This is a genomic window from Knoellia subterranea KCTC 19937, assembly GCF_000768685.1.
In the GTDB taxonomy this organism is placed as follows: domain Bacteria; phylum Actinomycetota; class Actinomycetes; order Actinomycetales; family Dermatophilaceae; genus Knoellia; species Knoellia subterranea.
On the sequence record NZ_AVPK01000006.1, the window covers coordinates 82,308 to 108,387 of the forward strand.

General features: G+C 70.2%; 25 protein-coding genes. 13 read left to right on the plus strand and 12 right to left on the minus strand.

Annotated elements, in window-relative coordinates; genetic code table 11:
• Positions 1-61: 61 nt before the first annotated feature.
• Genes N803_RS11300 through N803_RS11340 form a run of 9 tightly spaced genes read left to right on the plus strand, consistent with a single transcriptional unit; the run spans position 62 to position 8,173 of the window.
• Positions 62-1,117: an iron-siderophore ABC transporter substrate-binding protein gene (locus N803_RS11300; protein ID WP_035905333.1), complete on the plus strand. Its 1,056-nt coding sequence runs from the start codon at positions 62-64 to the stop codon at positions 1,115-1,117.
• Positions 1,114-2,190: a FecCD family ABC transporter permease gene (locus N803_RS11305; RefSeq protein ID WP_245617211.1), complete on the plus strand. Its 1,077-nt coding sequence runs from the start codon at positions 1,114-1,116 to the stop codon at positions 2,188-2,190. Before N803_RS11300 ends, N803_RS11305 begins: the two co-directional genes overlap by 4 nt.
• Positions 2,187-3,332 carry a FecCD family ABC transporter permease gene (locus N803_RS11310; RefSeq protein WP_084764418.1) on the plus strand — a complete coding sequence of 382 codons (1,146 nt, stop codon included), beginning with the start codon at positions 2,187-2,189 and terminating at the stop codon, positions 3,330-3,332. The genes N803_RS11305 and N803_RS11310 overlap by 4 nt, the downstream gene beginning before the upstream one ends.
• 8 nt (positions 3,333-3,340) lie before the next feature.
• Positions 3,341-4,138: an ABC transporter ATP-binding protein gene (locus tag N803_RS11315; RefSeq protein ID WP_211253507.1), complete on the plus strand. Its 798-nt coding sequence runs from the start codon at positions 3,341-3,343 to the stop codon at positions 4,136-4,138.
• Positions 4,135-4,977 (plus strand): siderophore-interacting protein, encoded by an 843-nt coding sequence (locus tag N803_RS11320; RefSeq protein WP_035905337.1) that lies wholly within the window; start codon positions 4,135-4,137, stop codon positions 4,975-4,977. The genes N803_RS11315 and N803_RS11320 overlap by 4 nt, the downstream gene beginning before the upstream one ends.
• 35 nt (positions 4,978-5,012) lie before the next feature.
• Positions 5,013-5,813, plus strand: a complete 801-nt coding sequence (locus N803_RS11325; RefSeq protein ID WP_035905339.1) for an HAD family hydrolase — start codon at positions 5,013-5,015, stop codon at positions 5,811-5,813.
• Positions 5,810-6,625: a DUF1206 domain-containing protein gene (locus N803_RS11330; RefSeq protein WP_035905342.1), complete on the plus strand. Its 816-nt coding sequence runs from the start codon at positions 5,810-5,812 to the stop codon at positions 6,623-6,625. Before N803_RS11325 ends, N803_RS11330 begins: the two co-directional genes overlap by 4 nt.
• Before the next feature lie 38 nt (positions 6,626-6,663).
• Positions 6,664-7,476, plus strand: a complete 813-nt coding sequence (locus N803_RS11335; protein ID WP_035905344.1) for a TrmH family RNA methyltransferase — start codon at positions 6,664-6,666, stop codon at positions 7,474-7,476.
• A gap of 58 nt (positions 7,477-7,534) precedes the next feature.
• The gene (locus N803_RS11340; protein WP_035905346.1) at positions 7,535-8,173 is read left to right on the plus strand and encodes a VOC family protein; all 639 of its coding nucleotides are present in this window, start codon (positions 7,535-7,537) and stop codon (positions 8,171-8,173) included.
• Positions 8,174-8,417: 244 nt separating this feature from the next.
• Here the strand turns inward: N803_RS11340 and purB are convergent, their stop codons facing one another.
• Complete coding sequence (gene purB / locus N803_RS11345) at positions 8,418-9,827, minus strand: adenylosuccinate lyase (protein ID WP_035905605.1); 1,410 nt, start codon at positions 9,825-9,827, stop codon at positions 8,418-8,420.
• 65 nt (positions 9,828-9,892) lie between these two features.
• Here purB and N803_RS11350 point away from each other — a divergent pair, with 65 nt between their 5' ends.
• The gene (locus tag N803_RS11350) at positions 9,893-10,312 is read left to right on the plus strand and encodes a hypothetical protein (protein WP_035905348.1); all 420 of its coding nucleotides are present in this window, start codon (positions 9,893-9,895) and stop codon (positions 10,310-10,312) included.
• Here N803_RS11350 and N803_RS11355 read toward each other — a convergent pair.
• A complete protein-coding gene (locus N803_RS11355; protein WP_035905350.1) occupies positions 10,287-10,826 on the minus strand; it encodes a low molecular weight protein-tyrosine-phosphatase in 540 nt (179 codons plus the stop codon). The two genes, N803_RS11350 and N803_RS11355, sit on opposite strands and share 26 nt — an antisense overlap.
• 144 nt (positions 10,827-10,970) lie before the next feature.
• On the opposite strand from N803_RS11355, the gene N803_RS11360 reads away from it, so the two are divergent.
• Together N803_RS11360 and N803_RS11365 are read left to right on the plus strand one after the other, a co-directional pair.
• On the plus strand, positions 10,971-11,954 hold the full coding sequence (locus tag N803_RS11360) for a helix-turn-helix transcriptional regulator (RefSeq protein ID WP_035905608.1): 984 nt from the start codon (positions 10,971-10,973) through the stop codon (positions 11,952-11,954).
• A gap of 137 nt (positions 11,955-12,091) precedes the next feature.
• On the plus strand, positions 12,092-13,669 hold the full coding sequence (locus N803_RS11365) for a S8 family peptidase (RefSeq protein ID WP_035905354.1): 1,578 nt from the start codon (positions 12,092-12,094) through the stop codon (positions 13,667-13,669).
• A 116-nt stretch (positions 13,670-13,785) separates the two neighbouring features.
• On the opposite strand, the gene N803_RS11370 is transcribed toward N803_RS11365, so the two are convergent.
• The 9 genes from N803_RS11370 to N803_RS11410 all read right to left on the minus strand — a co-directional run bounded on the left by N803_RS11370 (position 13,786) and on the right by N803_RS11410 (position 23,854).
• A complete protein-coding gene (locus N803_RS11370; RefSeq protein ID WP_035905356.1) occupies positions 13,786-14,703 on the minus strand; it encodes a M56 family metallopeptidase in 918 nt (305 codons plus the stop codon).
• 24 nt (positions 14,704-14,727) lie between these two features.
• Positions 14,728-15,117: a BlaI/MecI/CopY family transcriptional regulator gene (locus N803_RS11375; RefSeq protein WP_084764419.1), complete on the minus strand. Its 390-nt coding sequence runs from the start codon at positions 15,115-15,117 to the stop codon at positions 14,728-14,730.
• Positions 15,118-15,123: 6 nt separating this feature from the next.
• Positions 15,124-16,737 carry a thiol reductant ABC exporter subunit CydC gene (cydC, locus tag N803_RS11380; protein WP_035905358.1) on the minus strand — a complete coding sequence of 538 codons (1,614 nt, stop codon included), beginning with the start codon at positions 16,735-16,737 and terminating at the stop codon, positions 15,124-15,126.
• Positions 16,734-18,341: a thiol reductant ABC exporter subunit CydD gene (gene cydD / locus N803_RS11385; protein WP_035905360.1), complete on the minus strand. Its 1,608-nt coding sequence runs from the start codon at positions 18,339-18,341 to the stop codon at positions 16,734-16,736. Before cydD ends, cydC begins: the two co-directional genes overlap by 4 nt.
• 16 nt (positions 18,342-18,357) lie before the next feature.
• Entirely contained in the window at positions 18,358-19,401 is a 1,044-nt protein-coding gene (gene cydB, locus N803_RS11390) for a cytochrome d ubiquinol oxidase subunit II (protein WP_035905362.1), read from the minus strand.
• A 16-nt stretch (positions 19,402-19,417) separates the two neighbouring features.
• On the minus strand, positions 19,418-20,887 hold the full coding sequence (locus N803_RS11395; protein WP_035905364.1) for a cytochrome ubiquinol oxidase subunit I: 1,470 nt from the start codon (positions 20,885-20,887) through the stop codon (positions 19,418-19,420).
• 310 nt (positions 20,888-21,197) lie between these two features.
• The gene (locus N803_RS11400; RefSeq protein WP_035905366.1) at positions 21,198-21,470 is read right to left on the minus strand and encodes a hypothetical protein; all 273 of its coding nucleotides are present in this window, start codon (positions 21,468-21,470) and stop codon (positions 21,198-21,200) included.
• Between the two features lie 247 nt (positions 21,471-21,717).
• Complete coding sequence (locus N803_RS17575) at positions 21,718-23,400, minus strand: substrate-binding domain-containing protein (protein WP_052112200.1); 1,683 nt, start codon at positions 23,398-23,400, stop codon at positions 21,718-21,720.
• A 67-nt stretch (positions 23,401-23,467) separates the two neighbouring features.
• On the minus strand, positions 23,468-23,854 hold the full coding sequence (locus tag N803_RS11410; protein ID WP_035905369.1) for a phage holin family protein: 387 nt from the start codon (positions 23,852-23,854) through the stop codon (positions 23,468-23,470).
• A 106-nt stretch (positions 23,855-23,960) separates the two neighbouring features.
• Here N803_RS11410 and hisC point away from each other — a divergent pair, with 106 nt between their 5' ends.
• Positions 23,961-25,061, plus strand: coding sequence for a histidinol-phosphate transaminase (gene hisC, locus N803_RS11415; protein WP_035905616.1), 1,101 nt, complete (start codon positions 23,961-23,963; stop codon positions 25,059-25,061).
• A gap of 32 nt (positions 25,062-25,093) precedes the next feature.
• Here the strand turns inward: hisC and N803_RS11420 are convergent, their stop codons facing one another.
• Positions 25,094-26,020 (minus strand): EamA family transporter, encoded by a 927-nt coding sequence (locus N803_RS11420; protein ID WP_084764450.1) that lies wholly within the window; start codon positions 26,018-26,020, stop codon positions 25,094-25,096.
• Positions 26,021-26,080: the final 60 nt, after the last annotated feature.

Genomic DNA, 26,080 nt, shown 5'->3' on the forward strand with positions numbered 1-26,080 from the left:
GGTTTGCCTTACTGATCTTGTCGCCGCGCTTCCGGGTGCGGTCCAACCCACAGAAGGCCTCATGCTCTCTCGTCGCTCCCTCGTCGCCACGGCTGCCGCCGGCGTCGCCGCCCTCGCCCTCACCGCCTGCTCGACCGGCCCCACCGCCGAGGCCTCGGCCGACCCCACGACGGCCAGCTCGGTCGGCGTGGACAAGGACGCGTTCCCCACGACCATCAAGCACGCCTTCGGTGAGACGACGATCAGCGCCGAGCCCAAGCGCGTCGCCACGGTCGGCTGGAACGACGCGGACGTCGTCGTCTCCCTCGGGGTCCTCCCCGTCGGCGCCACCAAGATCACGTGGGGCGGCAACGCCCAGGGCTCGACCGACTGGTTCGACGCCGGTGTCGCCAAGATCGATGCCACGGCGCAGATCGCCCGCTACGACGACACCGCGGGCATCCCCGTCGAGGAGATCGCGGCCACCAAGCCCGACCTCATCCTCGGTGTGAACTCGGGCATCACCAAGGAGGACTACGACAAGCTCTCCAAGATCGCCCCGACCGTCGCGTACCCCGGTCAGGCCTGGGGCACGTCGTGGGAGGACAGCGTCAAGCTCGTCGGCCAGGCGCTCGGCCGCAACAGCAAGGCCACGGCCGTCTCTGCTGAAACAAACAAGGCCATCGACGACGCCGTCGCGAAGTACCCGCAGATCAAGGGCAAGTCGGCCGCGTGGGCCTGGTTCACGCCGACCGACCTCTCCGTCGTCAGCCTCTACACGAGCAACGACCTGCGCCCGCAGATCCTGCGCCGCTTCGGCATGGTCGACGCGCCGACAGTTGCCACGCTGAGCAAGGGCAACACGCAGTTCAGCGCCAACCTCTCCGCCGAGAAGTCCTCGACGCTCGCCGCTGATGCCCTGATCTTCTACGTCGATGACCCGAAGCAGGTCGACCAGCTCAAGGCCCACCCGCTCCTCGGCCAGATCCCGGCGCTCAAGACCAACCACTACGTCGCCAGCGCCGACAACGCGACGGCCCTGACGATGTCGTCGCCGTCCCCCCTCTCGATGCCGGTCGCGCTCGAGAAGTTCCTGCCGAAGATCGCCTCGGCCGTGGACGGAACGCCCGCACAGTGACGCTCCGGGCCGAACTCGAGCCCGGTATGCCGTCCGCCCAGCCGGCTGCCCCGGCCCACCTTTCAGGGAAGGTGGGTCGGGGTGGTCGCCTGCCCGTGGCCGTCATCGTCGCGGCCGGGCTGGCCACGGTCGTGGCCGCTGCAGCTCTCTCCCTCCTCCTCGGCACCCAGTCGCTGCCGCCGTCGCAGATCCTCGGCGCCCTCACGGGTGGCACGGTCTCCGACCAGGTCAGTGGCATCGTCGATTCGCGCATCGACCGCACCCTCATCGGGCTCGTGGTCGGCGCAGCCGTCGGCATCTGCGGCGTCGTCCTCCAGGGGCTGACCCGCAACCCGCTCGCCGAACCGGGCATCCTCGGCATCAACGCCGGCGCGGCTCTCGCCGTCGTCGTCGGCATCAAGCTCTTCGCGCTGTCGACCGTCGGCGGCTACGTGTGGTTCGCGCTCCTCGGGGCCTGTCTCTCCGCCGTCGTCGTCCAACTGCTCGCCCTGCTGGCGCCCGTGCGCGCCCAGCCCGTGACGATGGCGCTCGCCGGTGCCGCGGTCATGGCAACCTCGACGAGCGTCGTCGGCGCGATCCTCGTGTCCGACCAGGGCGCGCTCGACGTGTTCCGCTTCTGGCAGGTCGGCTCCGTCGCCGGACGTGACGCGGGGATCATCCTCGACGTCGCACCCTTCCTCGTCGTCGGCTTCGTCCTCTGCCTGGCCTCCGGCTCGCTGCTCAACACCGTCGCGCTCGGTGACGACCTAGCCCGCGGCCTCGGCCAGCGCGTGATCCTGCACCGTCTCGCGGCAGCCGCCGGGGCGATCCTGCTCGCGGCGTCGGCCACGGCCCTCGCCGGGCCCATCACCTTCGTCGGTCTCGTCGTACCCCACGTCGTGCGCGCCATCGTCGGCCCCGACCACCGGCGCATCCTCCTCGGCTCGCTCTTCGCCGGGCCGGCGCTCGTCGTCGTCGCCGACACCATCGGACGGCTGGTCGCCGCCCCGAGTGAGGTCCAGGCCGGCATCGTCTGCGCCGTCGTCGGTGCCCCGTTCCTCGTCGCGCTCGTCCGGAGGATGAACGTCGCATGATTCAGCCTCCCGAAACCCAGCCACGCGCAGTCGAGAGGGGAGAACGCGCCGCCGACGCACCGGCAGACACGGCGGGTTCTCTCCTCTCGACGGGATCCGGCGCCGACGCGAGCGCCACCATCCGCGAGATCCGAGCGGTCCGCCGCACCGTGCGTCGTCGCCGTCTCGTCCTCACCGTCGTCCTGGGCTTGCTCGTCGTCGGCCTCTTCCTCGCCCGGGCGCTCCTCGGCGACTACCGCATCTCGTTCGTGGACGGCATCCGGATGATCTCCGGGACCACCATCCCGGGTGCGTCGTTCATCTTCATGGAGTCGACGCTGCCCCGCGCCTGTATGGCCGTCCTCGCGGGCGCCGCGTTCGCGTCGGCGGGGGCCGCGTTCCAGTCGATGCTGCGCAACCCGCTCGCGAGCCCGGACGTCCTCGGCATCAACCTCGGTGCGAGCGCTGCCGCGGTGTTCGCGGTTGTCCTCCTCGGATGGTCCGGTATGCCGGTCACGCTCGTCGCGTTCGCCGGTGCGGTTGCGGTCGCGGTCACCATTCATGCCTTCGCCGGGCGTGGGGGAGCGGCGACGGGACGGATGATCCTCGTCGGTGTCGGGTTGGCGGCCGTGCTGTCCTCGGTCGTGCACTGGCTGCTGCTGCGCGCCGACATCTATCGCGCGCAGGACGCCCTCGTGTGGCTGACCGGCAGCCTCGGCACGGTGACGTGGGGCGAGATCGCGCGGCTCGGCGCCGTCGTCCTCGTCGGGCTGCCGCTGCTCACTGTGGTCACCCGCCAGCTCGGCGTCCTCAGCCTGGGCGACGACCTCGCGACCGGACTGGGCGTCCGCGCCCACCGGCTGCGCCTCGTCATCACCGCGATCGTCGTCCTGCTCACGGCCTCGGCGACGGCAGTGTGTGGGCCGATCGCGTTCGTCGGCTTCCTCAGTGGGCCCATCGCCCGCCGGCTCACGCACGGCCGGACGTCGATCCCCACCGCGGCCCTCGTCGGCGCCGCCATGGTGCTGGCCGCCGACTACGTCAGTGCCTACGCCGTGCCCGGCACGGCCTTCCCCGTCGGAGTCGTCACCGGTCTCGCCGGTGCCCCCGTCCTCGTCTGGCTGCTCGTCGCCGGCCGCCGAAGCATCGCCGAGAAAGGATGAGTGAACGCATGAGCGTCACCCTCGCCGCGGAGTCCCTGTCCCTCGCCTACGACAAGCGCACGATCGTCGACGGCCTCGACCTCGCCGTGTCCGCAGGTCAGGTCACCGCCATCGTCGGGCCCAACGGCTGCGGCAAGTCGACCCTGCTGCGTGGCCTGTCCCGGCTGCTCGCACCGACGGGCGGTCGGGTCCTCCTCGACGGCGACGTCATCGGCAGCCTGCCCACCAAGGAGGTCGCGCGTCGGCTCGGCCTGCTGCCGCAGCAGCCGATCGTGCCCGAGGGCATCACCGTCGTCGAGCTCGTCGAGCGCGGTCGCCATCCCCACCACGGCCTCTTCAAGCAGTGGTCGCGCGAGGACGAGTCGGTCGTGGCCGCGGCCCTCGAGGTGACCGAGCTCGTCGACCTCGCCGGCGTCCCCGTCGACAGCCTCTCCGGCGGACAGCGCCAACGCGCCTGGATCGCGATGGCTCTCGCGCAGCGGACGCCAGTTCTGCTCCTCGACGAGCCCACGTCGTTCCTCGACATCGCCCACCAGATCGACGTGCTCGAACTCGTGCGCGACCGCAACGCCCGCGAGGGCACGACCGTCGTCATGGTGCTGCACGACCTCGCCATGGCCGCGCGCTACGCCGACCACCTCGTCGCCATGAGCGACGGCGCGATCGTCGCCGAGGGCACGCCCGGCGAGATCGTCACCCCCGCAGTCATCGAATCCGTCTTCGGCATCGCGGCCTCCGTCGTCGCTGACCCCACGACCGGCGACCCCGTCGTCATCCCCCACCGCAGGAAGCGAGACCAGCCATGACCGTCCTCGACCGTGTCGCCATGAAGGCCGCCACCGTCTATGCCCGCCTCACGATGGCCTCGCCCATCTATCGCGACCACGACTCCCAGTTCGAGACGACGGTCGTCTCCGTCGCCGATCTCGGTGGTGGCTTGCGTCGAATCACCTTCAGCGCACCGGAACTCGCGACCTATGAGCTGTGCGGAGCCGACGAGTACTTCGGCCTCCTCATGGCTCGCCCCGGCACCGAACTCGTCATGCCCGACGCCACCCGCGAGAACCTCCGCGCAGCGATCGCCGACATGCCGGAGCAGGACCGGCCCAACCTGCGCTGGTACACCGTGCGCGCGCACCGCCCGGAGGCCTCCGAGATCGACGTCGACATCGTCACCCACGGCGACTCGGGCCCGGGTTCGGCGTGGGCCTGCGCCGCCCAGGTCGGCGACCGCGCCGGCTACCGCTCCGGTGGCGCGCTCTACCGCGGCCACGAGTGCACCGGGCGGATGCTCATCGTCGCCGACGAGACCGCGCTCCCGGCCGTGGCCGCCATCATCGAGCAGCACCCCGATGTCGTGGAGCGAGCCACGATCCACCTGGAGGTGGCCGACAAGGCCGCACTCACGGCATACGACTTCGGTGGTGCGGAACCACACGTCCACGTGCGCGGCGACGCGGAGCCGGGGACTGCGGTCCTGCCGGTGCTGCGCGACGCGCAACTCAAGGATGTCTTCTACGCCTGGATATGCGGCGAGTCCGGCATGGTCACCGAGGGACGCCGCCACCTGGTCAAGACCGTGGGCATCGACCGGCGCCAGGTGCTGTTCTCGGGCTACTGGAAGCTGGGGCAGGAGAGGGGCTGACACTGAGCCGTCTCTGGGTCGATAGGTTTGGCGCCATGACGGTCGCCACACCGCACCTGGTCGCTCTCGACGTCGACGGCACGACGATCAACCACGCCGGCGTGATGTCCCCGGCCGTGCGCGAGGCGGTGCGTGCCGTCGCCGACGCAGGGCACCACGTCACGATCGCCACGGGCCGCGCCATCGTCGCCACGTTGCCGATCCTGCAGCAGCTCGACCTCACCCACGGGTATGCCGTGTGCTCCAACGGCGCGGTCACGTTGCGCCTCGACCCGGGGCTGCCCGAGGGCTACGAGGTCATCGAGGCGGTGACGTTCGACCCCGCTCCGGCGCTCAACCTGTTGCGCGCCGAGTGGCCGGACGCCGTCGTCGCCGTCGAGGAGCTCGGTGTCGGGTTCAAGCTCAGCGCGCCGTTCCCCGACGGCGAGCTCGAGGGTGAGCTGCGCGTCGTGCCGTGGGAGGAGCTCACCGCGCACCCCGTCACCCGCGTGACGTTCCGCGACCCGACGGGGACGGCCGAGGACTTCATGGCGCTCTCGGAGCGGATCGGCCTGCACGGCGTGAACTACTCCGTCGGCTTCACGGCCTGGCTCGACATCAACCCCGAGGGCGTGAGCAAGGGGTCCGCGCTCGAGCTCGTCCGCCGCCAACTCGGTGTCGAACCGGCCCACACGGTGGCCGTCGGCGACCAGCGCAACGACCTCGAGATGCTCCACTGGGCCGCCCGCGGAGTCGCGATGGGCAACGCCCCCGACGAGGTCAAGGCCGTCGCCGACGAGACGACTCTCGATGTCGATGACGACGGGCTCGTTCCCGTGCTGCAATCGCTCCTGTGACGGACGCACGCGAGAAGGCCCAGAACACCGCCCGCGACGTCGGCGACCACGCCCTCGTCGAGAAGGGGGCCCGCCTCGGCTTTGCCATGAGCGGGCTCATCCACCTCCTCATCGGCTGGATCGCGCTCAAGATCGCGTGGGGGATCGGCTCGACCGGGTCGTCGTCGGGTGAGTCGGCGGACAAGTCCGGAGCGCTGCGCGAGGTGGCTGGCGGCACGACCGGGCCGTTCCTGCTCGGCCTCGCGGTGCTCGGCTTTGCCCTTCTTGCGCTGTGGAACGCAACCGAAGCCGTTGTCGGTCGCCACGGCGGCGAGACCCTCGACCGCGCCAAGGCGGGTGGCAAGGCGATCCTGTATGCCGTGTTCGCCTGGTCCGCGTTCGGGTTCGCCCGGGGCGCCGGCGGGAGTGACGAGCAGAAGACGGACTCGATCACGTCCTCACTCATGTCCCAGCCAGGGGGACGGATCCTCGTCGGACTGGTGGGCGTCGCCGTGGTGGGGGCGGGTGCCTATCACGTGTGGAAGGGCTGGACGAAGGGCTTCCTCGAGGAGCTCGAGCGCCACCCTGGCCGTTGGGCGGAGGTCGCCGGGCGGGCCGGCTACGTAGCGAAGGGGATCGCGCTCGCGGTCGCTGGGTTGCTCTTCGCTGGGCCTGCGTTGTCCTCGCGCGCGTCCGAGGCCGGTGGTCTCGACTCTGCACTGAAGGAGTTGCGGGACAGGCCCTTTGGGCCCTACGTCCTCACGGTGATCGCGCTGGGGATTGCGGCCTATGGCCTCTATTCGTTCGCTCGCGCGCGGCACGCCAAGCTCTGACACTCGAGTCTGCGTGCGCGTCCCGGACAATGGTGCGTATGCCGTCCCGTCCCGATCTCGAGATCACGTCACCTGCCAACCCGCGCCTCAAGCAGCTCGTGGGGCTGCGGCGCCGCCGCGCCCGGGACGAGGCCGGGGTGACTGTGGTCGAGGGCTTCGAGGAGCTGGAGCTCGTGCTCGACGCCGGGGTGCGTCCGCGGACGCTGTTCTACTGCCCGGAGCTCATGCTCGACGCGGACGCGCAGATGGGCGTCGTCGAGGGTGCGCGGTCGGCGGGCGTCGAGACGGTGCGCGTGGGGCGGGCTGCCTTCGAGAAGGTGGCCTATCGCGAGGGGCCTGACGGCTTCCTCGCCCTGGTGCCGTCGGTGCGCGCCGGCCTGGCTGACCTCGACCTCCCCGAGGCGCCGCTGCTGCTCGTCTGCGAAGGCCTCGAGAAGCCCGGCAACCTCGGCGCTATGCTCCGCACTGCCGACGCGGCGGGCGTCGACGCGGTCATCGCCGTCGATCCCGTCACCGACTGGGGCAACCCCAACGTCGTGCGCGGTTCCAAGGGGACGGTCTTCTCCGTCGCGGTCGCCAGCGCGACGCTCGACGAGACGCTGCAATGGTTGGGTGAGAACGGCATACGTCTCATTGCGACCACCCCGGACACCGAAACGCTCCACACGGACGCCGACCTCACCGGCGGGATCGCGATCGCGGTCGGGACCGAGAAGTTCGGTCTCACCGACGAGGCGCTGCGCGCCGCCGAGGTGCGCGTGCGGATCCCCATGCACGGACAGGTGAACTCGCTCAACGCCTCCGCCGCGGCCGCCATCGTCGTCTATGAAGCGGTCCGTCAACGCGGCTGATCCCCACTGGCCCCACCCGTGTCAAGAGCACCCCATGAGGTGTGTCACGATTATCGGCATGCGAGTCGACCATGTTGTCTATGCCGCAGAGCACGACGGGGCGCGAGCCACGGCCGAACGTCTGGCCGAGCAGCTCGGTGTCGCAGCCGTCGACGGGGGTGTGCACCCGCGTTTCGGGACGCGCAACGTCATCCTGCCTCTGCTCGGTGACCGTTATCTCGAAGTCGTCGAGGTCCTCGACCACCCTGCCTCGGACAAGGCTCCGTTCGGCCAGGTCGTGCGTGCCCGCTCCGAGAACGGCGGCGGCTGGCTCGGCTGGGTCGTCGGCGTCGACGACATCTCCCAGCAGGAGGAGCGCCTCGGCCGCGACGCCGTCGACGGCAACCGCCACCGCCCCGACGGTGTCGAGCTCCGCTGGAAGCAGCTCGGCATCAAGGGCCTCCAGGCCGACCCCCAGCTCCCCTTCTTCATCGAGTGGGCCAAGGGGACGCAGCACCCCTCCGGTGTGGGCTCGACGCAGGTTGCCCTGACGTCCCTCGAGATCGCCGGCGACCCCGACCGCGTGCTCGAGTGGCTCGGCGACAGCGAGACCGAGTTCGGCACCGACGGCATCCAGTTCACGTTCGTCTCGCCCAAGGGCACGCCGGGCATCATGTCCGTGACGTTCGAGACCCCGAACGGTCCCGTCACCCTCTGAGCCGGCCACCCGGCATACGGCCACACACGAAGCGCCCCGCCACGGACCACGGTCCGGCGGGGCGCTTCGGTTTCGGACGGGCGCGCACACACGATTCAGACGGGCGTGCACAAAGGGGTTCGCGAACCATGAAGTCACTCGATGACCGGATCGATCCGGTCATCGAATGACAGCTCGGTTCGCGAACCTTCTTGTGCAGCGGGGAGGACCACGCCGGGGCGGCCCAGACGTTGGGCCCAGACGGTCAGCCCAGGTGGTCGACGAGCTGCGGCGCCAGACCGATGTAGGTGGCCGGCGTCATGGCTGCGAGGCGCTCCTCGACGTCGGCGGGGAGTCCGAGGCCACGCACGAACTCGACGAGCTCGGGCTGGCCGATGCGGCGACCGCGGGTCAGCTCCTTGAGGCGCTCGTAGGGCTCCTCCATCCCCGGCAAGCCCTGCGCACCAAGTGCCCGCATCGCCGACTGGATCGGCTCGCCGAGAACCTCCCAGTTGGCGTCGAGGTCACGCGCCATCGCCTCGGGCACGGCGTCGAGCCCGGCCAGGCCCCGCGTCGCGTTGTCGAGGGCGAGGAGCGAGTGGCCCAGTGCGACACCGATGTTGCGCTGCATCGAGCTGTCGGTGAGGTCGCGCTGGAGCCGCGACTGCACGAGCGTGGCGGCCAGCACGTCGAGGAGGGCGTTGCTCACCTCGAGGTTGGCCTCGGCATTCTCGAAGCGGATCGGGTTGACCTTGTGCGGCATCGTCGACGAGCCGACCGTGCCCTGGCCGCGGACCTGGGCGAAGTAGCCCATCGAGATGTAGGTCCAGACGTCGGTGCACATGTTGTGCAGCACCCGGTTGAAGCGGGCGATGTCGGCATAGAGCTCGGCCTGCCAGTCGTGGCTCTCGATCTGGGTGGTGAGCGGGTTCCACGTGAGGCCGAGGCCCTCGACGAAGGACTCGCTGACCTCCTCCCAGTCGGCCTCGGGGACCGCAGCGAGGTGCGCACCATAGGTTCCGGTCGCGCCGTTGAGCTTGCCGAGGAATTCCGCGTCCTCGACCCGGCGCAGCTGACGCTGGAGGCGCCACGCGAGCACGGCGAGCTCCTTGCCCAGGGTCGATGGGGTGGCGGGCTGGCCGTGCGTGTGGCTGAGCAGCGGCACCGCGCGGAGGTCCGAGGCCATCGTCGACAGCGCCTCGACGAGCGCCGACGCCCGTGGCAGCCACACGTCCTCGATGGCGCCCTGGACCATGAGGGCGTAGGACAGGTTGTTGATGTCCTCGCTCGTGCAGCAGAAGTGGATCAGCTCGGCCAGGCCCTTGTCCTCGTCGGCGGGGGCGATCTCGGCGAGGCGCTTCTTGAGGAAGTACTCGACGGCCTTGACGTCGTGCTGGGTGACCTTCTCGGTCTCGGCCATCTCGGCGATCTCGTCCGGCCCGAAGTCGGCGACGATGGCGCGCAGGCGGGCCTTCTCGTCGTCGCTGAGGGAGCGCACGCCCGGCACGACGCCCCGGTCGGTCAGGTGGATGAGCCACTCGATCTCGACGTGGATGCGCTGGCGGTTGAGTGCCGGCTCGGAGAGGTGGTCGACGAGGGGTGCCACGGCTCCGCGGTAGCGACCGTCGAGGGCGCCGAGCGCGATGGGAGGGGTGACGTCAGCGAGGGAGGCCATGATGCCCATTCTCCCATCGAGCCGGACGCGCCTCGGGACGGCCCGGCTCGGCCTAGAATCCTGCGGTGCCCACCCCGACCCGAGCATCGCGCGACGCCGCCTCGACGCGTCCGGAGCTCGTCCGTCGGCTGCTGCACTCCGAGTCGTTCGCCCGCAGTCGCCACCTCGCGGAGCGGCTCGACTCGGACCCGGTGATGCTGGCCGAACTCCTCGATCTCGTGCGCCTGCGGTTGGTCCGTATTCGCGCCGACGAGCATCTCGCACACCTCGCCACCCTCATCGCTGACGCGGTGGCATGGCTCGACGGGATCGCCTTCGACGGGGGTGCGTCGGCGGCTGCCGTGGCTCGCCGGCGCATGGCGGTGGCGGCCCTGAGCTACCTCGTCGACTTCAACGACGTGATCCCCGACGATGCGCCGGGCGGCACGGTCGACGACCAGGTCGTCCTCGAAGTCGTCCTCAGTCGCGCGCTCGATCGAGGCTGAGCTCGCGCCGCACGTGCTCGAGCACGCCGGGAAGGGCAGCGACCACTTCGGCGTGCGTCCGGTCGAAGTCCGCATCGTCGCCCCACCACGGGTCGTCCATCTCGAGGTCGTCCGTGGCGACCGACGCCGGGTCGAACGACCGGAACAGCCGCACCTTGGCGCGGTCCTCGTCGGTCGGGGCAAGGCGCAACAGCACGCGCTCGTGACCTCGGTCCGCAGCGAGCACGAGGTCGAGGTCATCGAAGTCGTCGGCCGTGAAGCGTTGCGCGCGATGCCCGTCCCAGCCGCGGTCGACGTGGCCGTTGCGACGCATCACCGCGACCGTCCGAGGATCCATCGGGTTGCCCCGCTCCTCTGACGACGTACCGGCCGACACGACCTCGACATCGTCGATCTCTGCATCCTCGAGCGCCTCACGGAGCAGCCACTCGCCCATGGGCGATCGGCAGATGTTGCCGGTGCAGACCACAGAGATCCGGTATGCCGTCCGCCCACCTCGCGTGCCCTCACTCATGTCGCGATCCAATCACCCCCCAGGAAGACCTGCGGGTGCGGGTCTTTCTTTGCGATTCCTTGGTCAAGACTTGACCCGCCCTGGGGCGACGGACAGGGCTACTCGTCCGTAGCGTGGCTCGACACCGTCCGAATGGGAGCCACCATGACGCTCAGCCTCGAACCGCTCGGCCTGGGACCACGCGAGGACCGGGTCTATCTGCGTCTCGTCGACCTCGGCAGTGCCGATGCGGGCAGCATCGCCCGGGACCTCGGCCTGACGCCCGACGAGGTGCGTGACTCGCTTCGCGTGTTGACCGAGCGCGGACTGACCCATCAGGACGGCCTGCGCAGTCAGCGCTACCGGGCGCTCTCGCCCCAGTTGGCCCTGCCCGAGCTCATCCGTCGGCGTCGGGCGGATCTCGTGCGCCTCCAGACCGAGGCCGACCAGCTGGCCCAGGACGTCGGGTCGGCCCTGACCGGTGGGGGTGCTGCGGTGGTGCCGCTCGTGGGTGCGGCCGCGGTGCACGACATGTGTGCCCGCATCCAGCGCGGAGCCGAGCGAGAGGTCCTCATGGTCGACGCCCCGCCCTACTTCGACTGCGGGGTCCAGCCCAATCCGAGTGAGTTCGCGGCGTTGGCGAGCGGAGTGTCCTACCGCGTCGTCTACCACTCGGAGGCCGTCGTCGCCGAGGTGGAGCGAGAGGCGATGCGCGGCTACATCGCTGCCGGCGAGGACGCCCGGGTCAACGCCCAGGCCTGGCCCAAGATGCTCGTCGTCGACGGCAGCATTGCCGTCATCCCCGAGTCGAGCACGCACCCGGACCCGGAGCGGCGCCTGCTCATCACGTCGTCGAGCATCGTCGACCTCCTTGTCCTCCAGTTCGAGTCGCTCTGGGAGCGGTCGACGCCGGTCGAGGCCGCGGGCCGACTGGAGCCGCAGCCCGACGCCGACCACATCTCCGAACGCGATCGCGAGCTGCTCATGCTCATGGCCGGCGGGCTCAAGGACCGGGCCATCGCCCGCTCCCTCGGCGTCACCGAGCGGACGGTGAGTCGCCGCATCCAGGAGCTCATGCGAAGGCTCGACGCGGACACGCGGTTCCGGGCCGGCATACGCGCGGTTCAGGAGGGATGGATCGCCAGCTGACCCGGGTGGTTCGTGCGGGGCGAAGTGGCGACTTCCGGACATTGTCCGGTTGGGCACTTCCGGGGTGGGGAGGGCGTCAATACCGTCCCTCCCCAACGCGCTCCCCTCTGACGCGTCCCCCACCCCGAGGAGTTCCCATGGCCCCCGTCCGTTGGCGCAGATCGGTCGTCCTGGCCGCCGCCGCCCTCACTGCCCTCACCGCGGTGACGATCGCCCCCGCCGCCGCCGATCCCTCAGCCGCTCCCTCCGCCGCGCCCTCGTCGGACTCGCCAGGTCGCGTCCAGGGCGCCGACAATCCGGACGCGATCCCGGGTGAATACATCGTCGTCCTCAAGGACCAGAAGCAGTCGGTCGCTGGTGCCAAGGCCTCGGCCCGCAGCATGGCCGCGAAGCACGGCGGCACAGTCCGACACACCTATGGTACGGCCCTCGACGGCTACTCGGCGAAGATGAGTGCTGCACAGGCGGCTCGAGTCGCTGCTGACCCGGCCGTCGCCCGCGTCGAGCAGGCCTTCAGGGTCGAGGCGATCGACAGCCAGAGCAACCCGCCCAGCTGGGGCCTGGACCGGATCGACCAGGCCGACACCCCGCTCAACTCCCGCTACGACTACCCGAGCAACGCGGGTCAGGGCGTCCACGTCTACATCGTCGACTCCGGCGTCAACCTCGGACACAGCGAGTTCACGGGTCGCACCGGTAGCGGTTACGACTTCGTCGACTACGACTCGAACCCGGCCGACTGCAACGGTCACGGCACGCACGTCGCCGGCACCGCTGCAGGCACCCGATACGGCGTCGCCAAGAAGGCGACGGTGCACGCGGTCCGCGTCCTCGACTGCGATGGCTCCGGCTCGAACGCCGACATCATCGCCGGCATCGACTGGGTGCGCGCCAACGCGATCAAGCCCGCCGTCGTGAACTACAGCATCGGGTGTTCGAGCCGCTGCTCGTCCACGTCCATGGACAACGCCGTCTCGTCGCTCCTCAACAGCGGCGTGATGTTCGTCCAGGCGGGCGGCAACGGCAACGACGACGCCTGCTACTACAGCCCCCAGCACGTCAATGGCGCTCTCACGATCGGAAACTCGACGAGCTCGGACGCCAAGGCCTCGTCGAGCGCGTGGGGGTCGTGCGTCGACCTCTTTGCACCGGGCACGAGCATCACGTCGGCCTGGTACACGTCGAGCACTGCCTACAACACGATCTCCGGCACCTCGATGGCGTCACCGCATGTCGCCGGAGCGGTCGCGCTCTATCTCGGCGCGAACCCGTCGGCCACGACGTCGCAGGTTGCGTCCGCGATCATCAACAACGCCGAGCCGTCCACCCTGACCGGCATCCCCAGCGGCACGCCGAACCGGCTGCTCAACACGGAGTTCCTCCTCGGCGGCACGACTCCCGGCCCCACGCCCACTGGCTGCACCGGCATGACGTCGGTCCGCTCTGGCTCGCTGTCCAACGGCCAGTCGACGACCCTGCCGTACTTCTACGACGGCACCGCCGGCACCATCACGGTCTGCCTCGACGGGCCGACCGGAACCGACTTCGACGTCGTGCTGCAGCGCTGGAACGGCAGCACGTGGAGCACCGTCGCACGAGGTGAAACCCCCTCTCCTGACGAGCGATTCACCTACAGCAACTCGTCGGGCTACTACCAGCTCGTCGTCTCCTCCTGGAGTGGATCCGGATCGTTCACCGCCGGGGTCACGTACTGACCCATACCTCTCCGGTATGCCGTTCGGTCGGCTCCGCGGATCGCTTCCCCACCTCCGGAGGGTTGCGTTCAGCGGGGCCGACCGTGGTCGTTGGAGGCCGACGCGGCCGTGGTGGTTCAGCGCCAGGCGAGCCACAGCAGGGCGAGGGGCAGCGCGAGGACGGCACCGGCATACAGGTACATCCCGAGCGTGACGATCGACGGCATCGGTTCGGCGGCGAGGAGTCGCATCCGCACCGCGGTCGTCCCGTCACCGGCGGCGCCGAGACTCGCCTCGGGCGCCTGCCCCTGGGCGAGGGTCAGGAGGGCACGGGCCGTCGTCACCGGGCCGGACGCACGGACGGCAGCTCGGTCGGCGAGCGCCTCGACGAGGAGCCGGACCTCGCGCAGCGCGGCCGGTGAGCGCACCGGCTCGGGGACGGAGTGGTGCAGCACGGTGAAGTACTCGAGCAGCAGGTCGTGTCGCCCCCGCAGGTGTGCCCGCTCGTGGGCGAGCACGGCGTCGAGCTCGGCCTGGGGCAGGGCGGCGAGGGCGCCCTCGGTCAGCACGACTCGGGACCGGCGGCCCGGGAGGCAGTAGGCGGTGGGGGTGGAGTGGTCGAGAACCCGTATGCCGTCCGCTCGCCCTGCGTGCTCCGGCGCGGTGAGGACGTCGAGGAGTTCGCGGTGGCGGGCCCGGGCCGAGCGCAGGCGCGTGCCTATGCGGTGTCCGGACAGGAGCAGGCGGCCGAGCACGAACAACGTGACGGACCCGGCGATGAGGAGGACCACCCACCGCCGGTTCTCCAGCCACCAGATCGTGGCCGCGCAACCGTCCTCGCCGGTGCACGCGAACCAGCCGTGGGTCCCGTCCGAGATCGAGGCGACGGCGGCAGGGCCGGCGAACAGTGCCGACAGGACGGCGGCGAGGGAGACTGCCTGCCAGGCGACGAGCGCCGCACGCGGAGCGCGGCGGAAGCTGCCGAGGCGCGCCATGACTCGCGGCGCCACCCCGGCGAGGAGGAGGGCGAGGAGAGCGAGGAGGACGGCGTACACGGTGAGGGCGCGGTCGCGGTGGCCTCAGCCGCGCTTCTGCTCGACCTCGGCGAGAGCTGCGCGCAGGTCGTCGAGCTCCTCGGGCGTCGCACCGTCGAGGAAGTGCAGCAGGGCCGCCTTGCGGTCGGTCGTGTTGCCCAGCGAGGCGCGCATCGTCTCGGCGGTCAGGGACTCACGCGTGCCGGCCGGCAGGTAGCGCCAGGCACGCCCATCGCGCTCGCGGGTGACGAGTTCCTTCTTCGCGAGCCGGTCGAGGACAGTCATCACCGTCGTGTAGGCCAGCTCGCGCTCGGCCGGCAGCCCGGCGAGGACCTCACGCACGCTCATCCCGGCCGGCTCCTCGGACGCCCAGAGCTGCTCCATGACGGCGCGCTCGAGGTCGCCGAGTCGAGGGGCAGAAGCGTTGGGGGACACGGGTGTTCAGTCCTTGTGGATGGGAGTCAGGTCGAGGACGTCGTCGACATCATCGAGGCCTTCGGGACGGTGGCTGACGAGGACCACGGTACGCCCAGCGGTGGCTTCCCGAACGTCCCGCATGACCTTCGCCGCGGTGGGGTGGTCGAGATGGGCAACGGGTTCGTCGAGGAGGACGACGGGGCGATCGGACACGACGGCGCGGGCCAGCGAGAGTCGGGCCCGCTCCCCGCCGGAGACCCCGCGTCCGCCGGACCCCAGACGCGTCTCCAACCCGGAAGGTAGGGCGTCGAACCAGTCGCCGAGGCCGGCGACGCGCAGCGCCCGCACCAGGTCGACATCAGTCGCATCCGGCTGTGCCACAGCGAGATTGGCGCGCAGGTCGGCCGCGAAGATGTGGGGTTCATCGTCGACAATGGCGAGGAGGTCGCGCACGGCGTCGAGGTCCAGCGTGCGGACGTCCCGACCGTCCACGAGGTAGCGACCGGACCGCGGGTCGAGGGCCCGCGCCAGCACGGCGAGCAGGGTCGACTTGCCCGAACCGTTCGCGCCGACGATCGCGAGGCGACGCCCCGGGGGGAGGTCGAGGTCCACCGGTCCCACGTCGATCCGGTCGTCGACCCATCCGGCGGTGACCCCTTCGAGCCGGAGGTGCGGAGCGGCTGTGGCAAGGGTGCCGGTACCGGTGGCCCGGAGGGCCGGGTCCTGGTCCAGGAGGGCGGTGACCCGAGAGCCGCTCTGCTCGGACCGCGCCCGCGCCCGAGATGCGTCGGCTAGGGGGAGGAGTGCGTCCGCGAGGGCGGCGGGAACGACGACGAGCAGCGCAGCGACTCCGGCGGAGATGTCCGCGCCCACCGCGATGCTGGCCATGGCCAACGTGGCCAGTCCGGTCAGGGCGAGGACGCCTCCGGACACCAGGGCTCGCCCGCGACTCTGACGACGCAGGGCCGTACCGAGGTCGCGCTGCGCGCGGTCGAGATCCCGCACGACGTCGCCCTCGGCACCGATCGCCCGCAATTCTCCGGTATGCCGTCCGACCAGCTCCGCGACCCGACTCACCTCGGCCCGCGCGGCACCCAGCAATGGCTGCGAGCTGCGTTCGAGCCGGAGGCCGACAGCAGCGATCACGATGACGGAGAGCACCCAGCCGACGACGACAGCCCCGGCGGCTGGGACGAGGGCGGCGGTCAGGAGTGCCGTGAAGGTCGTCGCCACGATCACCGACAACACCGGGACCCGCACCCTGACGTGCGCCTCCACGACGTCGGTGAGGTCGTCGACCACGCCGGTGAGCACGGCCGAGCGGGACCGGCGGCCGAGGCGGGCGGGAGTGAGGGGGATGAGTGCGGCATACACGGAGGTTCGGGCGGTGGCCAGGTCGGCGAGGGCCGTGTCGTGCGAACGCAATCGCTCGAGGTGACGGAAAAAGGGCCGCGCCATCCCGAACGCCCGCACTGCGACGATCGCGGTGAGGAGAGTGAGGATCACGGGGCGCTCGGAGGCGCGGACGATGAGCCAGCCCGACGTGGCCGTGAGGGCGACCCCGGACGTGAGGGCGAGGCCACCCCATACGCCCGACAGCAGGTCGGCGGGCGAGCGCGCCGTGGTCGTGGCCGTCATGACGACAACTCCGCGAAGGTCGGGGCCAGGTGCACGTGTTCGTCCGACACGGCGACGAGGTCGGGGGAATGGGTCACGGCGATGATGCGCCGCTTGGCGGCCAACTCGCGGAGGACGTCGACGACGGTGCGCGCGGCATCGCCGTCCAGGTGCGCCGTGGGTTCGTCGAGGAGGAGCACCGGAGCGTCGGAGAGCAGGGCGCGGGCGAGGGCGACGCGGGTGCGCTGTCCGGCAGAGAGCCCGAAGCCGTCGTCGCCGATGCGGGTCCCCAGCCCGTCGGGGAGGCCGGCGACGAACTCCCACAGGCCGATTCGACGCAACGCGTCCCAGACGTCCGAGGTCGTTCGACCTGTTGGTGCCCCAAGGCGGAGTGCGGATTCGAGCGTGCCGTCGGGCAGGAACGGTCGCTGCGTCACGTAGTGCACCTGCGAAATCCGAGGCGGGTTGGAGGGGGTGCGCAGGCCGGCGATGACGTCGAGGAGCGTCGTCTTACCCACTCCTGACGGGCCGGTCACGACGGTGAGGCCCGGACCGGTGGCAACCAGGCTCACCCCGTCGAGGACCTTCGTCTCCGTCCCGGGGTAGGCGTACTCGACGCCCACCACTTCCACTTCTTGCCCCGCTGGGACATCGTCGTTCGGGCCGTAGGCCCTCCGCGATGTCCCAGCAGGGCAAGAAGTGGGGGCAAGCAGTCGGTCGATGGCGGTGGCTCCGTCGGCCGCCGCATGGAACTCGGCACCGACGCGACGGATCGGCCAATACGCCTCTGGCGCAAGGAGAATCGCGAGCAGCCCCACCTCCAGCGAGATGGAACCGTGGGTCAGCCGCAGCCCCACGGTCACCGCGACGATGGCCACGGAGATCGTCGCGAGCAGCTCCAGGGCCGCCGACGACAGGAACGCGAGCCGCAGCGTCCGCATCGTCGCCATTCGATGCCGGTCCGACACCGCCCGCACGACCTCGACCTGGCGCCGCGCCCGCCCGTAGGTCACGAGCGTCGGCAACCCGCGCATGACGTCACCGAAGTGACCGGCGAGCTGTTCGAGCGCCCGCCAGCGACCCATCGTGTCGTCCTCGGTCGTGCGTCCGATGAGAGCCGCGAAGAGTGGCAGCAGCGGCAGCGTGACCACGACGATGAGCGCGCTCAGCGGGTCGACGACGACCAGGGCCCCCACGGCAAGGACCGGCACGACGACTCCGGCGACGAGCGCGGGAAGGAAGCGAGCGGCATACGGCTCCACTGCCTCCGCACCCTGGACGGCGAGCGTCGTCGCCTCCTCGGCATCGGGGCGCGCCTCCGCCGGCGCCTCGATCCAGCGCGAGAGCACACGCCGCCGCAGGGCCGAGCTGACGGCCGTCGCCGTGTGAGCACCCATGCGGTCGACGAACATTCCGAGCACGCCGCGAAGGACGAACGCACCCAGCGCCCACAGTGCACTCCGCTCCCAATTCCCCTGTGCGACAACGTCGGTCACGAGTCGCGCCAGTGCGAATGCCAGCGCGATCGCCGCCGCACCCTGCGCCGCGGCAGCGACGGCGAGCAGGCCGATAGGCGCCCGGGTGGCAGGAACCTCCCGGAGCAATCGTGGATCGAACGGCTTCATCGCGTATGCCGTCCGCTCACTTCACGAGGACGGGTGTGGCGAGGCGGTCGGTCGCCAGCCGTCGCCGGAACACCCAATAGGACCATGCCGTGTAGAGCAGGACGATCGGCACGAACACGAGCGCGGCGATGCTCATGATCTGCAGCGTCATCGGGGTGCTGGCGGCGTTCTCGATGGTGAGTGACGCGCCATTGGCCAGTGTCGTGGGCATGACGTTGGGGTGCAGGGCGACGAAGTAGGCGGCGGCTGCAGCCGCCCACGTGATGGCAGTGCCCACGAACGCCAGGCCCTCTCGGCCCACCCGGTTGGCGACGAGCGACCCGACGAGGGCGACGGCGGCGACGACCGCCAGGACGCCGACGCCGACACTGCCGCGCGCGTTCACGAGCCAGGCCATGAGCACGACGGCCAACACGGCGGACACGAGCCCGGCGCGCTCGGCGACCCGCCGGGCGGCCTCTCGCAGCCGCCCCGAGGTCTTGAGGGCGAGGAAGTGGGCGCCGTGGGTCACCGAGAGGGCGACGAACACCACGCCACCGAGCAGGCTCGGCAGGTTGAGCAGGGTCCACAGCGACCCGACGTATTCGAAGTCGGCATCGAGGGGCACGCCCCGCACGACGTTGGTGAGGGCCACCCCGACGAGGAAGGGTGCGACGACCGATCCGCCGATGATGGCGAGGTCCCACCGCCGCCGCCACGTGTCGTCGTCGCGCTTGTGCCTGTACTCCAAACCCATGTTGCGAACGATGAGGGCGACGAGCAGGAGCAGGAGCGGCAGGTAGAAGGCGGAGAACATCGTGGCGTACCAGTGCGGGAACGCCGCGAACATCGCACCGCCGGCGGTCAGCAGCCAGACCTCGTTGCCGTCCCAGTGCGGGCCGATCGCGGTGAGCATGACGCGACGGCGGTTCTCGCCCTCGTCGACCGCGCCGCCGACGCGCGCGCCGTTGCCACCGAGCACGGGCAGCAGCGCGCCGACGCCGAAGTCGAACCCCTCGAGCACGAGGTAGCCGGTCCACAGAACGCCGATGAGGATGAACCAGATAAAGGGGTAGTCCATGACGAACGTGCCTCTCTCAGTAGGAGAACTGGAGCGGAGCATCGGCGGTCTCGGCCACCTGCTCCGGCTCGTGGAACGGCTCCGCACCATGGGCGACGTAGCGGAGGAAGAGACGTACCTCGACAACGGCGAGAACGGCATACAGGAGGGTGAAGACGCTCATCGAGATGAGGACTTCGGTCGCCGACACGGAAGGCGAGACGCCGAAGGCCGTCGTCATGAGGCCGTTCACGAGCCAGGGCTGACGGCCGGTCTCGGTGAAGATCCAGCCGAAACTGTTGCCGACGAGGGGGAGCAGGGGGGCGGCGATCGCGGCCCACACCCACCAGCGGGACACCGGCGGCCGTGAGCGCCCGCGCGTCACCCAGAGCAGGAAGGCCGACAGGGCCATCGACGCGAACCCGACGCCCATCATCAGCCGGAAGGTCCAGTACGCCAGCGGAATGTTCGGGGTGTAGTCCGCATCGGCACTGATCCGCGCGACATCACTGCCGTAGGTGCGCTCGATCGCGGCAACCATCTCGGCGTTGCGGGCTTTGATCGGGTTGATGCCCTCGACGAGGCCGTTGGGGTCGCCCGTCGCCATGAACGCCAGCACCTTGGGCACCTTGATCGCGAAGACCTCGTGCTGACCGTCGAGGGAGCCGATCGTGAAGACGGAGAACGCCGCCCCGGTCTCGTTCTCGTAGAGCGCCTCGGCCGCTGCCATCTTCATCGGCTGGACCTCGGTCATGATCTTGCCCTGGATGTCACCGCTGGCGATGACGCCGAGGCTGGCGACGAGGGTGACGACCGCTCCGATGCGGGTGGCCCTGCGATAGAGCGGGACGTCCTCGGCATCGGGTGCGCCCGGCGCAGCCGATCGCCGCCACAACCACACGCCGACGCCCATGACGACGGCGCCGCCGACCATGTAGGCCGACGTGATCACGTGCGGGAAGGCCACCAGCTGGACCTTGTTGAGAAGGATCGCGCCGAAGTCGCTCATCTCCGCCCGGCCGCTCTCGGGGTTGTAGCGGAAGCCGACGGGGTTCTGCATGAAGGAGTTCGCGGCGAGGATGAAGTAGGCCGAGAGCAGCGTGCCGATGTGGACGACCCACATCGTCGCGGCGTGCAGCCTCTCGGGGATGCGTCCCCAGCCGAAGATCCAGAGTCCGAGGAAGGTCGACTCGACGAAGAACGCGAGGAGGGCCTCGAGGGCCAGCGGTGCACCGAAGATGTCGCCGACAAAGCGGGAGTAGTCCGACCAGTTCATCCCGAACTGGAACTCCTGCACGATGCCGGTTACGAGTCCGAGCGCGAAGTTGATCGTGAAGAGCTTGCCGAAAAACTTGGCGAGCCGGAGCCACTCCGGGCGCTTCGTGCGGACCCAGGCCGTGTGCATGGCGGCCACGATGAGCGAGAGTCCGATCGTGATGGGCACGAAGAGGAAGTGGTAGACGGTGGTGATCGCGAACTGCCACCGCGCGAGGTCGACGGGATCCACGGGCAACTCCTGGTCGGTGCAGGGGCCGCTCCACGGTCGGCCCTCTCTACTACGATGGATAGTAGTACGACAGTGTGTAGTAGATCAACGTGAGGCGCGTCGGATCGGAGCGCCGCCCCCCTCCGGGGTTGGGTTGACGCCGCCGAGTGGTTAGCGTGAACCCCGACATGACGACGCCTCCCGTTCCACGCCATGCCGCTGCCGTCGGTCCGTGGCGGAGTTGGCGACTCGCTGCAGTGGCCGGCGTCGCGCTCGTCATCGGCGGCCTCGGAGGACTGGCAGTCGGCCCGCATGTCTGGGGCGGCGACCCTCAGGGCCCTCCCGCCAGCGGCAACCCCGCCGTCCTGACACGGCCCACCCCGCTGTCGCCCACGCCCACGGGTGTCCTGGCCACGTCCACGACCCCGGGGCCCAGCGCTGCCGAGCCCGCTCGCCGCACGACCTCCAGGACGGGAACGAGCAGGCCGCCGGCCACGACTCGACCGGCATCGTCGACGGCCGTGGCCCGCCCGACGACGAGCGCGCCATCATCGACCACCGCACCGTCACCGACGGCGGACACGACCCGCAAGGGCAAGCCCACCGCTCCACCCGGCGCCTCCAACCGCCCCACCAAGACCCCCAAGTAGCCCTCACTTCTTGCCCTCGTGGGACACGCGGCCGCGACGCACGGCCCGCGCCTCGGTCCCAACCGCGCAAGAAGTGGCCCGGCATGCCTGTCCCAATTGCGGAAGAAGTGGTCCGGTCCCAGGCCCCAGACACACGTATGCCGCCCGCTCGGGTGAGCGGACGGCATACCGGATCGTTCTTCGCGGCGTCGCCGCCCCCGGTCAGGGGGCCTGTGCGGGCTCGCGCGCGAGGAGCGCCTGGACGAACACCGTGAGGAGGTCGTCGGACGTGTTCGCCGTGTAGGTCTCACCGCCGGTGGTGCTGGAGATGGCCTCGAGCGCCTTCATGTCGGCCTCGCCCATGCCGATGCTGACGATGCGCACGGGGCGCGCCGGGTCGTGCCCAGCCTTGAGCTGCGCCAGCAGTTGGTCGAGGTTGAGACCGCCGCCCGGGTCGTCGTTCTTGCCGTCGGTGATGATGACGACGGAGTTGAAGTACTCCGGGTCGTAGGTCTTCGTCATCTCGGCGAACGCGGCCGCCGTCGTGTCGTAGAGGCCGGTGTCGCCGCTGATGTAGCTCGGGAACTTCTTGAGCGCGGCGAGGATGGCGTCACGGTGCGTGCCCTGCCCCTCGGGGGCGTCGAGGCGGGCGATTCCCGCGATCGGTGCGTAGTCCTTGCCCTTGCCGCCCTTGTCGGTGGAGAAGATCCAGCCACCGACCTGGCTGCCGTCGGGCAGGCGCTGGACGGCCGTCGTGAGGGACTCCTCGGCCACCTTGGCGCGGGTCTTGCCACCGGTGTCCTTGGCGATGTTCGTCATCGACCCGGAGACGTCCATGATCACGAGCATGCGGGCGTCGGCCTTGAGGACGTCCCACTGGCGGATGGCGTTGAGTCGGTCGGGGCCGGCCATCGGCTTGAGCGCGGTGAAGGTCGCGGCCGCGGCGCCGTCGATCGTCGGGCCGCTCGTGTCGTCGGTGCTGCGGAAACCGGCCTTGGTGAAGGCCGCGACCGCGGCGGGCGAGGTCAGTGCGCGGAGCCCGGCATCGGCGACCTCCTTGAGGGCCGGGGCGAGGTCGGGCGCCGGCACCCACGGGTAGTCCATCGTGAGCGTTCCGGCCTTGGGCGTGACCGGCGCCAGAGTGCCGGGAGCCGTCTTCGCGTATGCCGCGAGGGCCTGTTCGCTGATCGGGAACGGTTCGCTTCGGGTCGTGTTGGACTTCGACGGGTCCTGCACGGCGGCGAGCAGTTCGGGCGTGCCGGTCGCCGCGAAGCGCGACAGCAGGATGATGCGCTGGCCGGCGGCGACGTCCTTGGTCGTCGCCGCGTCCGTGCGCGAGGCGAGATAGGCGAGTCGGCTGGCCGTGTCGAGGTGCGGGTTCGCGAGGTGGATCGAGCCCGACTTGTTGATGATGTCGGACCACGAGCCGACATCGCCGGAGAGCTTGTCGTTGCTCTTGACCGGGTTGCCGAGGACGACCGGCGAGTGGGCCAGGTTGCCGCCGGCTGTCCAGTCGGCCTTGACCGCAGAGCCGGTGCTCCCGGCGGTGGTCTGGTCGAGCCACACGGTGGAGTCGGGGATCCACGCGTCGGGGGCCTTGCCCTGCCGGATGCGGCTGGCGACGCTCGAGGGTCGGGTACCGGTCACTTCGTAGCGGTGGCACGGGTTCGCCTTGGTGGCCGCGGCGAGCTGGCCCTTGACGATGTCGGCCACCTCGGGCGCGACTTCGATGCGCAGCGGCGCGGCGGTGCAGGCAGCGCCGGACCCGGCGTTGGTGCCGCCGTCACCGCCCATGCCCTTGCCGAGCGCGTAGGCGCCCCCGGCGATGATGAGGGCGCCGGCAACGAGTGCGGCGATGATGCCGCGCTGGTTGGGAGCGCTGGCTTCGGACTGGTGACGACCCATGGGAAATGACGCTGTTCAGTGAGGAGTGGCAGGGAGCAGGTGGTTCAGGGATGGCTGGTGCAGGAACTCAGTCGTCGCCGTCGGGGAGGACGACGCTGAGCAGCCACGACACGATCGTGATGATGACCGCGCCCAAGACGGCGTCCCAGAAGAACTCATCGATGGTGAAAGCCAGGCCGAGGGGCTTGGCGATCCACTCCGTGATCTGCAGCATGAAGGCGTTCACGATGAACGTGAACAGCCCCAACGTCAGCACGATCGCGGGGAACGACAGCACCTTGGCGATCGGTCGGATCACCGCGTTGACCAGTCCGAAGACCAGTGCCACGAGCACGATCGTGACGACCTTGCTCGTCCAGGCGTCGTCGTCTCCGAAGCTGATGCCGGAGATGAGACCGGCCGCCGCCCAGAGGGCCACGGCGTTGATGAGGACTCGGATCAGGAAGTTCTGCACCGAGCCATGGTCCCATGAACTCGGCCCGGGGTGGCACGCCAGCGTGCCCCATGTGGTGTCCGTCTCGGTTGCGACCCGTCCGCGGCGCGGCCCTACAGTGGCGGTCATGACCGATGGCGCTCCCTCGACACCCACCACGCCCGTCCGCCTCCGAGACGCCCTCGATGCGGTTCCCGCCTACGTGGCGGGGAAGCCGGCGGCAGCGCAACCCGGCATCACGGCATACAAGATCTCCTCCAACGAGAACCCCTATCCGCCGCTCCCGTCGGTCCTCGACGTCGTGCGTGAGCAGGCCGGTCAGATCAACCGCTACCCGGACATGGGAGTGGCTGCGCTGACGGTGAAGCTCGCGGAACGGCTCGATGTCCCCGCCGCGCGGATCGCCACCGGCCCGGGCAGTGTCGGCGTCCTCGGCCAGATCATCACGGCGTTCTGCGACCCGGGCGACGAGGTGATCTTCGCGTGGCGCAGCTTCGAGGCCTACCCGATCCTCGTGGCGCTCGCGGGAGCCAACGCGGTGCAGGTGCCGCTCACGGCGGAGGCGCGGCACGACCTCGACGCCATGGCCGAGGCGATCACCGACCGCACCAAGGTCATCCTCGTCTGCACGCCCAACAACCCGACCGGGCCGTCGGTGCGCACCGAGGAGCTCGAGGCCTTCCTCGACCGCGTCCCGGAGGACGTGCTCGTCGTGCTCGACGAGGCGTACCTCGAGTTCGTGACGTCCGAGGAGGCGCCGGACGCGCTGGCGATCCACCGGGCTCGTCCGAACGTGGCAGTGCTGCGGACCTTCTCCAAGGCCTATGGGCTGGCGGGGCTGCGGGTCGGGTATGCCGTCGCGCACGAGCCGGTGGCCGAGGCGCTGCGCAAGGCGGCGATCCCCTTCGGCGTGAACTCGCTCGCCCAGGCCGCGGCGATCGCGTCCCTCGAGGCGTTCGACGAGCTCGACGTGCGCGTCAAGGAGCTCGTGTCGGAGCGGGCTCGCGTCGTCGCCGGGCTCGAGAAGCAGGGTTGGGACATCCCCGACACCGACGCCAACTTCGTGTGGTTCGGCGTGGGTGAGCGGACGCCGGAGTTCGCCGCGGCGTGCCAGGCGGCCGGTCTGACCGTGCGTCCGTATGGCACGGACGGGGTGCGCGCGACCATCGCCGAGCGCGAGGCCAACGACCGTCTGCTCGAGGTCACGGCCGCGTTCCTGGAGGGCTGAGGGCTCGAGACGACCAGGTCTGCTCGAGACGATCAGTTGGACATGGTCGTCTCGGGCAGATGTGGTCGACTCACGATGGCCTGCGGCCGTTCAGGAGTATGCCGTCCGCTCGCCGTCACGAGTACGCCCACCACGACGACCGCGCACCCGAGCCATTCCACGCCCGTGGGTCGCTCGCCGAGCAGGACCCAGGCGGCGGTGAGACCGGTGACGGGAACGAGCATCGAGAACGGCGCGACCATGCCGGCGGGATGGCGGGCCATGAGCCAGGACCAGATGCCCGTGCCGATGACGGTCGCGATGAGGCTCGTGTAGACGAGGCCGGCGATGGCCTTGCCGCCGACGGGGGTCGCGATCGAGGTGAGCGAGTCGCCAATCCGGGTCGGCCCCTCGACCACCAGGCTGAGGGCGAGCATCGGCAGGGGCGGAATGACGCTCATCCACATCGTCAGCGCGACGGGCTGCGTGGCGCGTGCCCGGCGCACGGCGAGGTTGCCGAAGGCCCACCCGAGGCCGCCGAGCACGGTGAGCACGAACGGCCACACCGCCGACACGTCACCGCGCTGCGACCCGACGATGCCGAGACCGAGCATCGCGACGAGGACGCCGAGTCCGCGCCGAGCCGACAGGTGCTCACCGAGGAGGGCGCCGAGGACGACGGTGAAGGGCGCGGAACTCTGGAGGACGAGCGAGGCGAGACCGGCCGGCATACCCGTCGCCATGCCCCAATAGAGGAAGGTGAACTGGAGGATTCCGAAGCCGAGCCCGTAGAGCACGATCCAGCGCCAGGGAACGTCCGGGCGGGGCACGAAGAGCACGGCCACAATGGCGAGCGGAAGCCATCGCACGAACACCGTGAAGAACGGCGGGAACTGCTCCAGCGACGCGTGGATCGCGATGAAGTTCAGGCCCCAGAGGACGGCGACAGTGATGGCGAGGAGGCGGTGACGGACGGGCACGTGTCCAGCGTGAACCAGCGACACTGCTTCGGTCTAGTGAATGTTTGTGGACTCAATCAT

Bases quoted from the DNA above. Each gene is read 5' to 3' on its own strand.
- N803_RS11310 (WP_084764418.1), top strand. From the start codon at position 2,187: ATGATTCAGCCTCCCGAAACCCAGCCACGCGCAGTCGAGAGGGGAGAA.
- N803_RS11365 (WP_035905354.1), top strand. From the start codon at position 12,092: ATGGCCCCCGTCCGTTGGCGCAGATCGGTCGTCCTGGCCGCCGCCGCC.
- cydB (WP_035905362.1), bottom strand. From the start codon at position 19,401: ATGGACTACCCCTTTATCTGGTTCATCCTCATCGGCGTTCTGTGGACC.
- cydC (WP_035905358.1), bottom strand. From the start codon at position 16,737: ATGACGGCCACGACCACGGCGCGCTCGCCCGCCGACCTGCTGTCGGGC.
- N803_RS11360 (WP_035905608.1), top strand. From the start codon at position 10,971: ATGACGCTCAGCCTCGAACCGCTCGGCCTGGGACCACGCGAGGACCGG.
- N803_RS11300 (WP_035905333.1), top strand. From the start codon at position 62: ATGCTCTCTCGTCGCTCCCTCGTCGCCACGGCTGCCGCCGGCGTCGCC.
- cydD (WP_035905360.1), bottom strand. From the start codon at position 18,341: ATGAAGCCGTTCGATCCACGATTGCTCCGGGAGGTTCCTGCCACCCGG.
- N803_RS11340 (WP_035905346.1), top strand. From the start codon at position 7,535: ATGCGAGTCGACCATGTTGTCTATGCCGCAGAGCACGACGGGGCGCGA.
- hisC (WP_035905616.1), top strand. From the start codon at position 23,961: ATGACCGATGGCGCTCCCTCGACACCCACCACGCCCGTCCGCCTCCGA.
- N803_RS17575 (WP_052112200.1), bottom strand. From the start codon at position 23,400: ATGGGTCGTCACCAGTCCGAAGCCAGCGCTCCCAACCAGCGCGGCATC.
- N803_RS11325 (WP_035905339.1), top strand. From the start codon at position 5,013: ATGACGGTCGCCACACCGCACCTGGTCGCTCTCGACGTCGACGGCACG.
- N803_RS11335 (WP_035905344.1), top strand. From the start codon at position 6,664: ATGCCGTCCCGTCCCGATCTCGAGATCACGTCACCTGCCAACCCGCGC.
- purB (WP_035905605.1), bottom strand. From the start codon at position 9,827: ATGGCCTCCCTCGCTGACGTCACCCCTCCCATCGCGCTCGGCGCCCTC.
- N803_RS11315 (WP_211253507.1), top strand. From the start codon at position 3,341: ATGAGCGTCACCCTCGCCGCGGAGTCCCTGTCCCTCGCCTACGACAAG.
- N803_RS11355 (WP_035905350.1), bottom strand. From the start codon at position 10,826: ATGAGTGAGGGCACGCGAGGTGGGCGGACGGCATACCGGATCTCTGTG.
- N803_RS11320 (WP_035905337.1), top strand. From the start codon at position 4,135: ATGACCGTCCTCGACCGTGTCGCCATGAAGGCCGCCACCGTCTATGCC.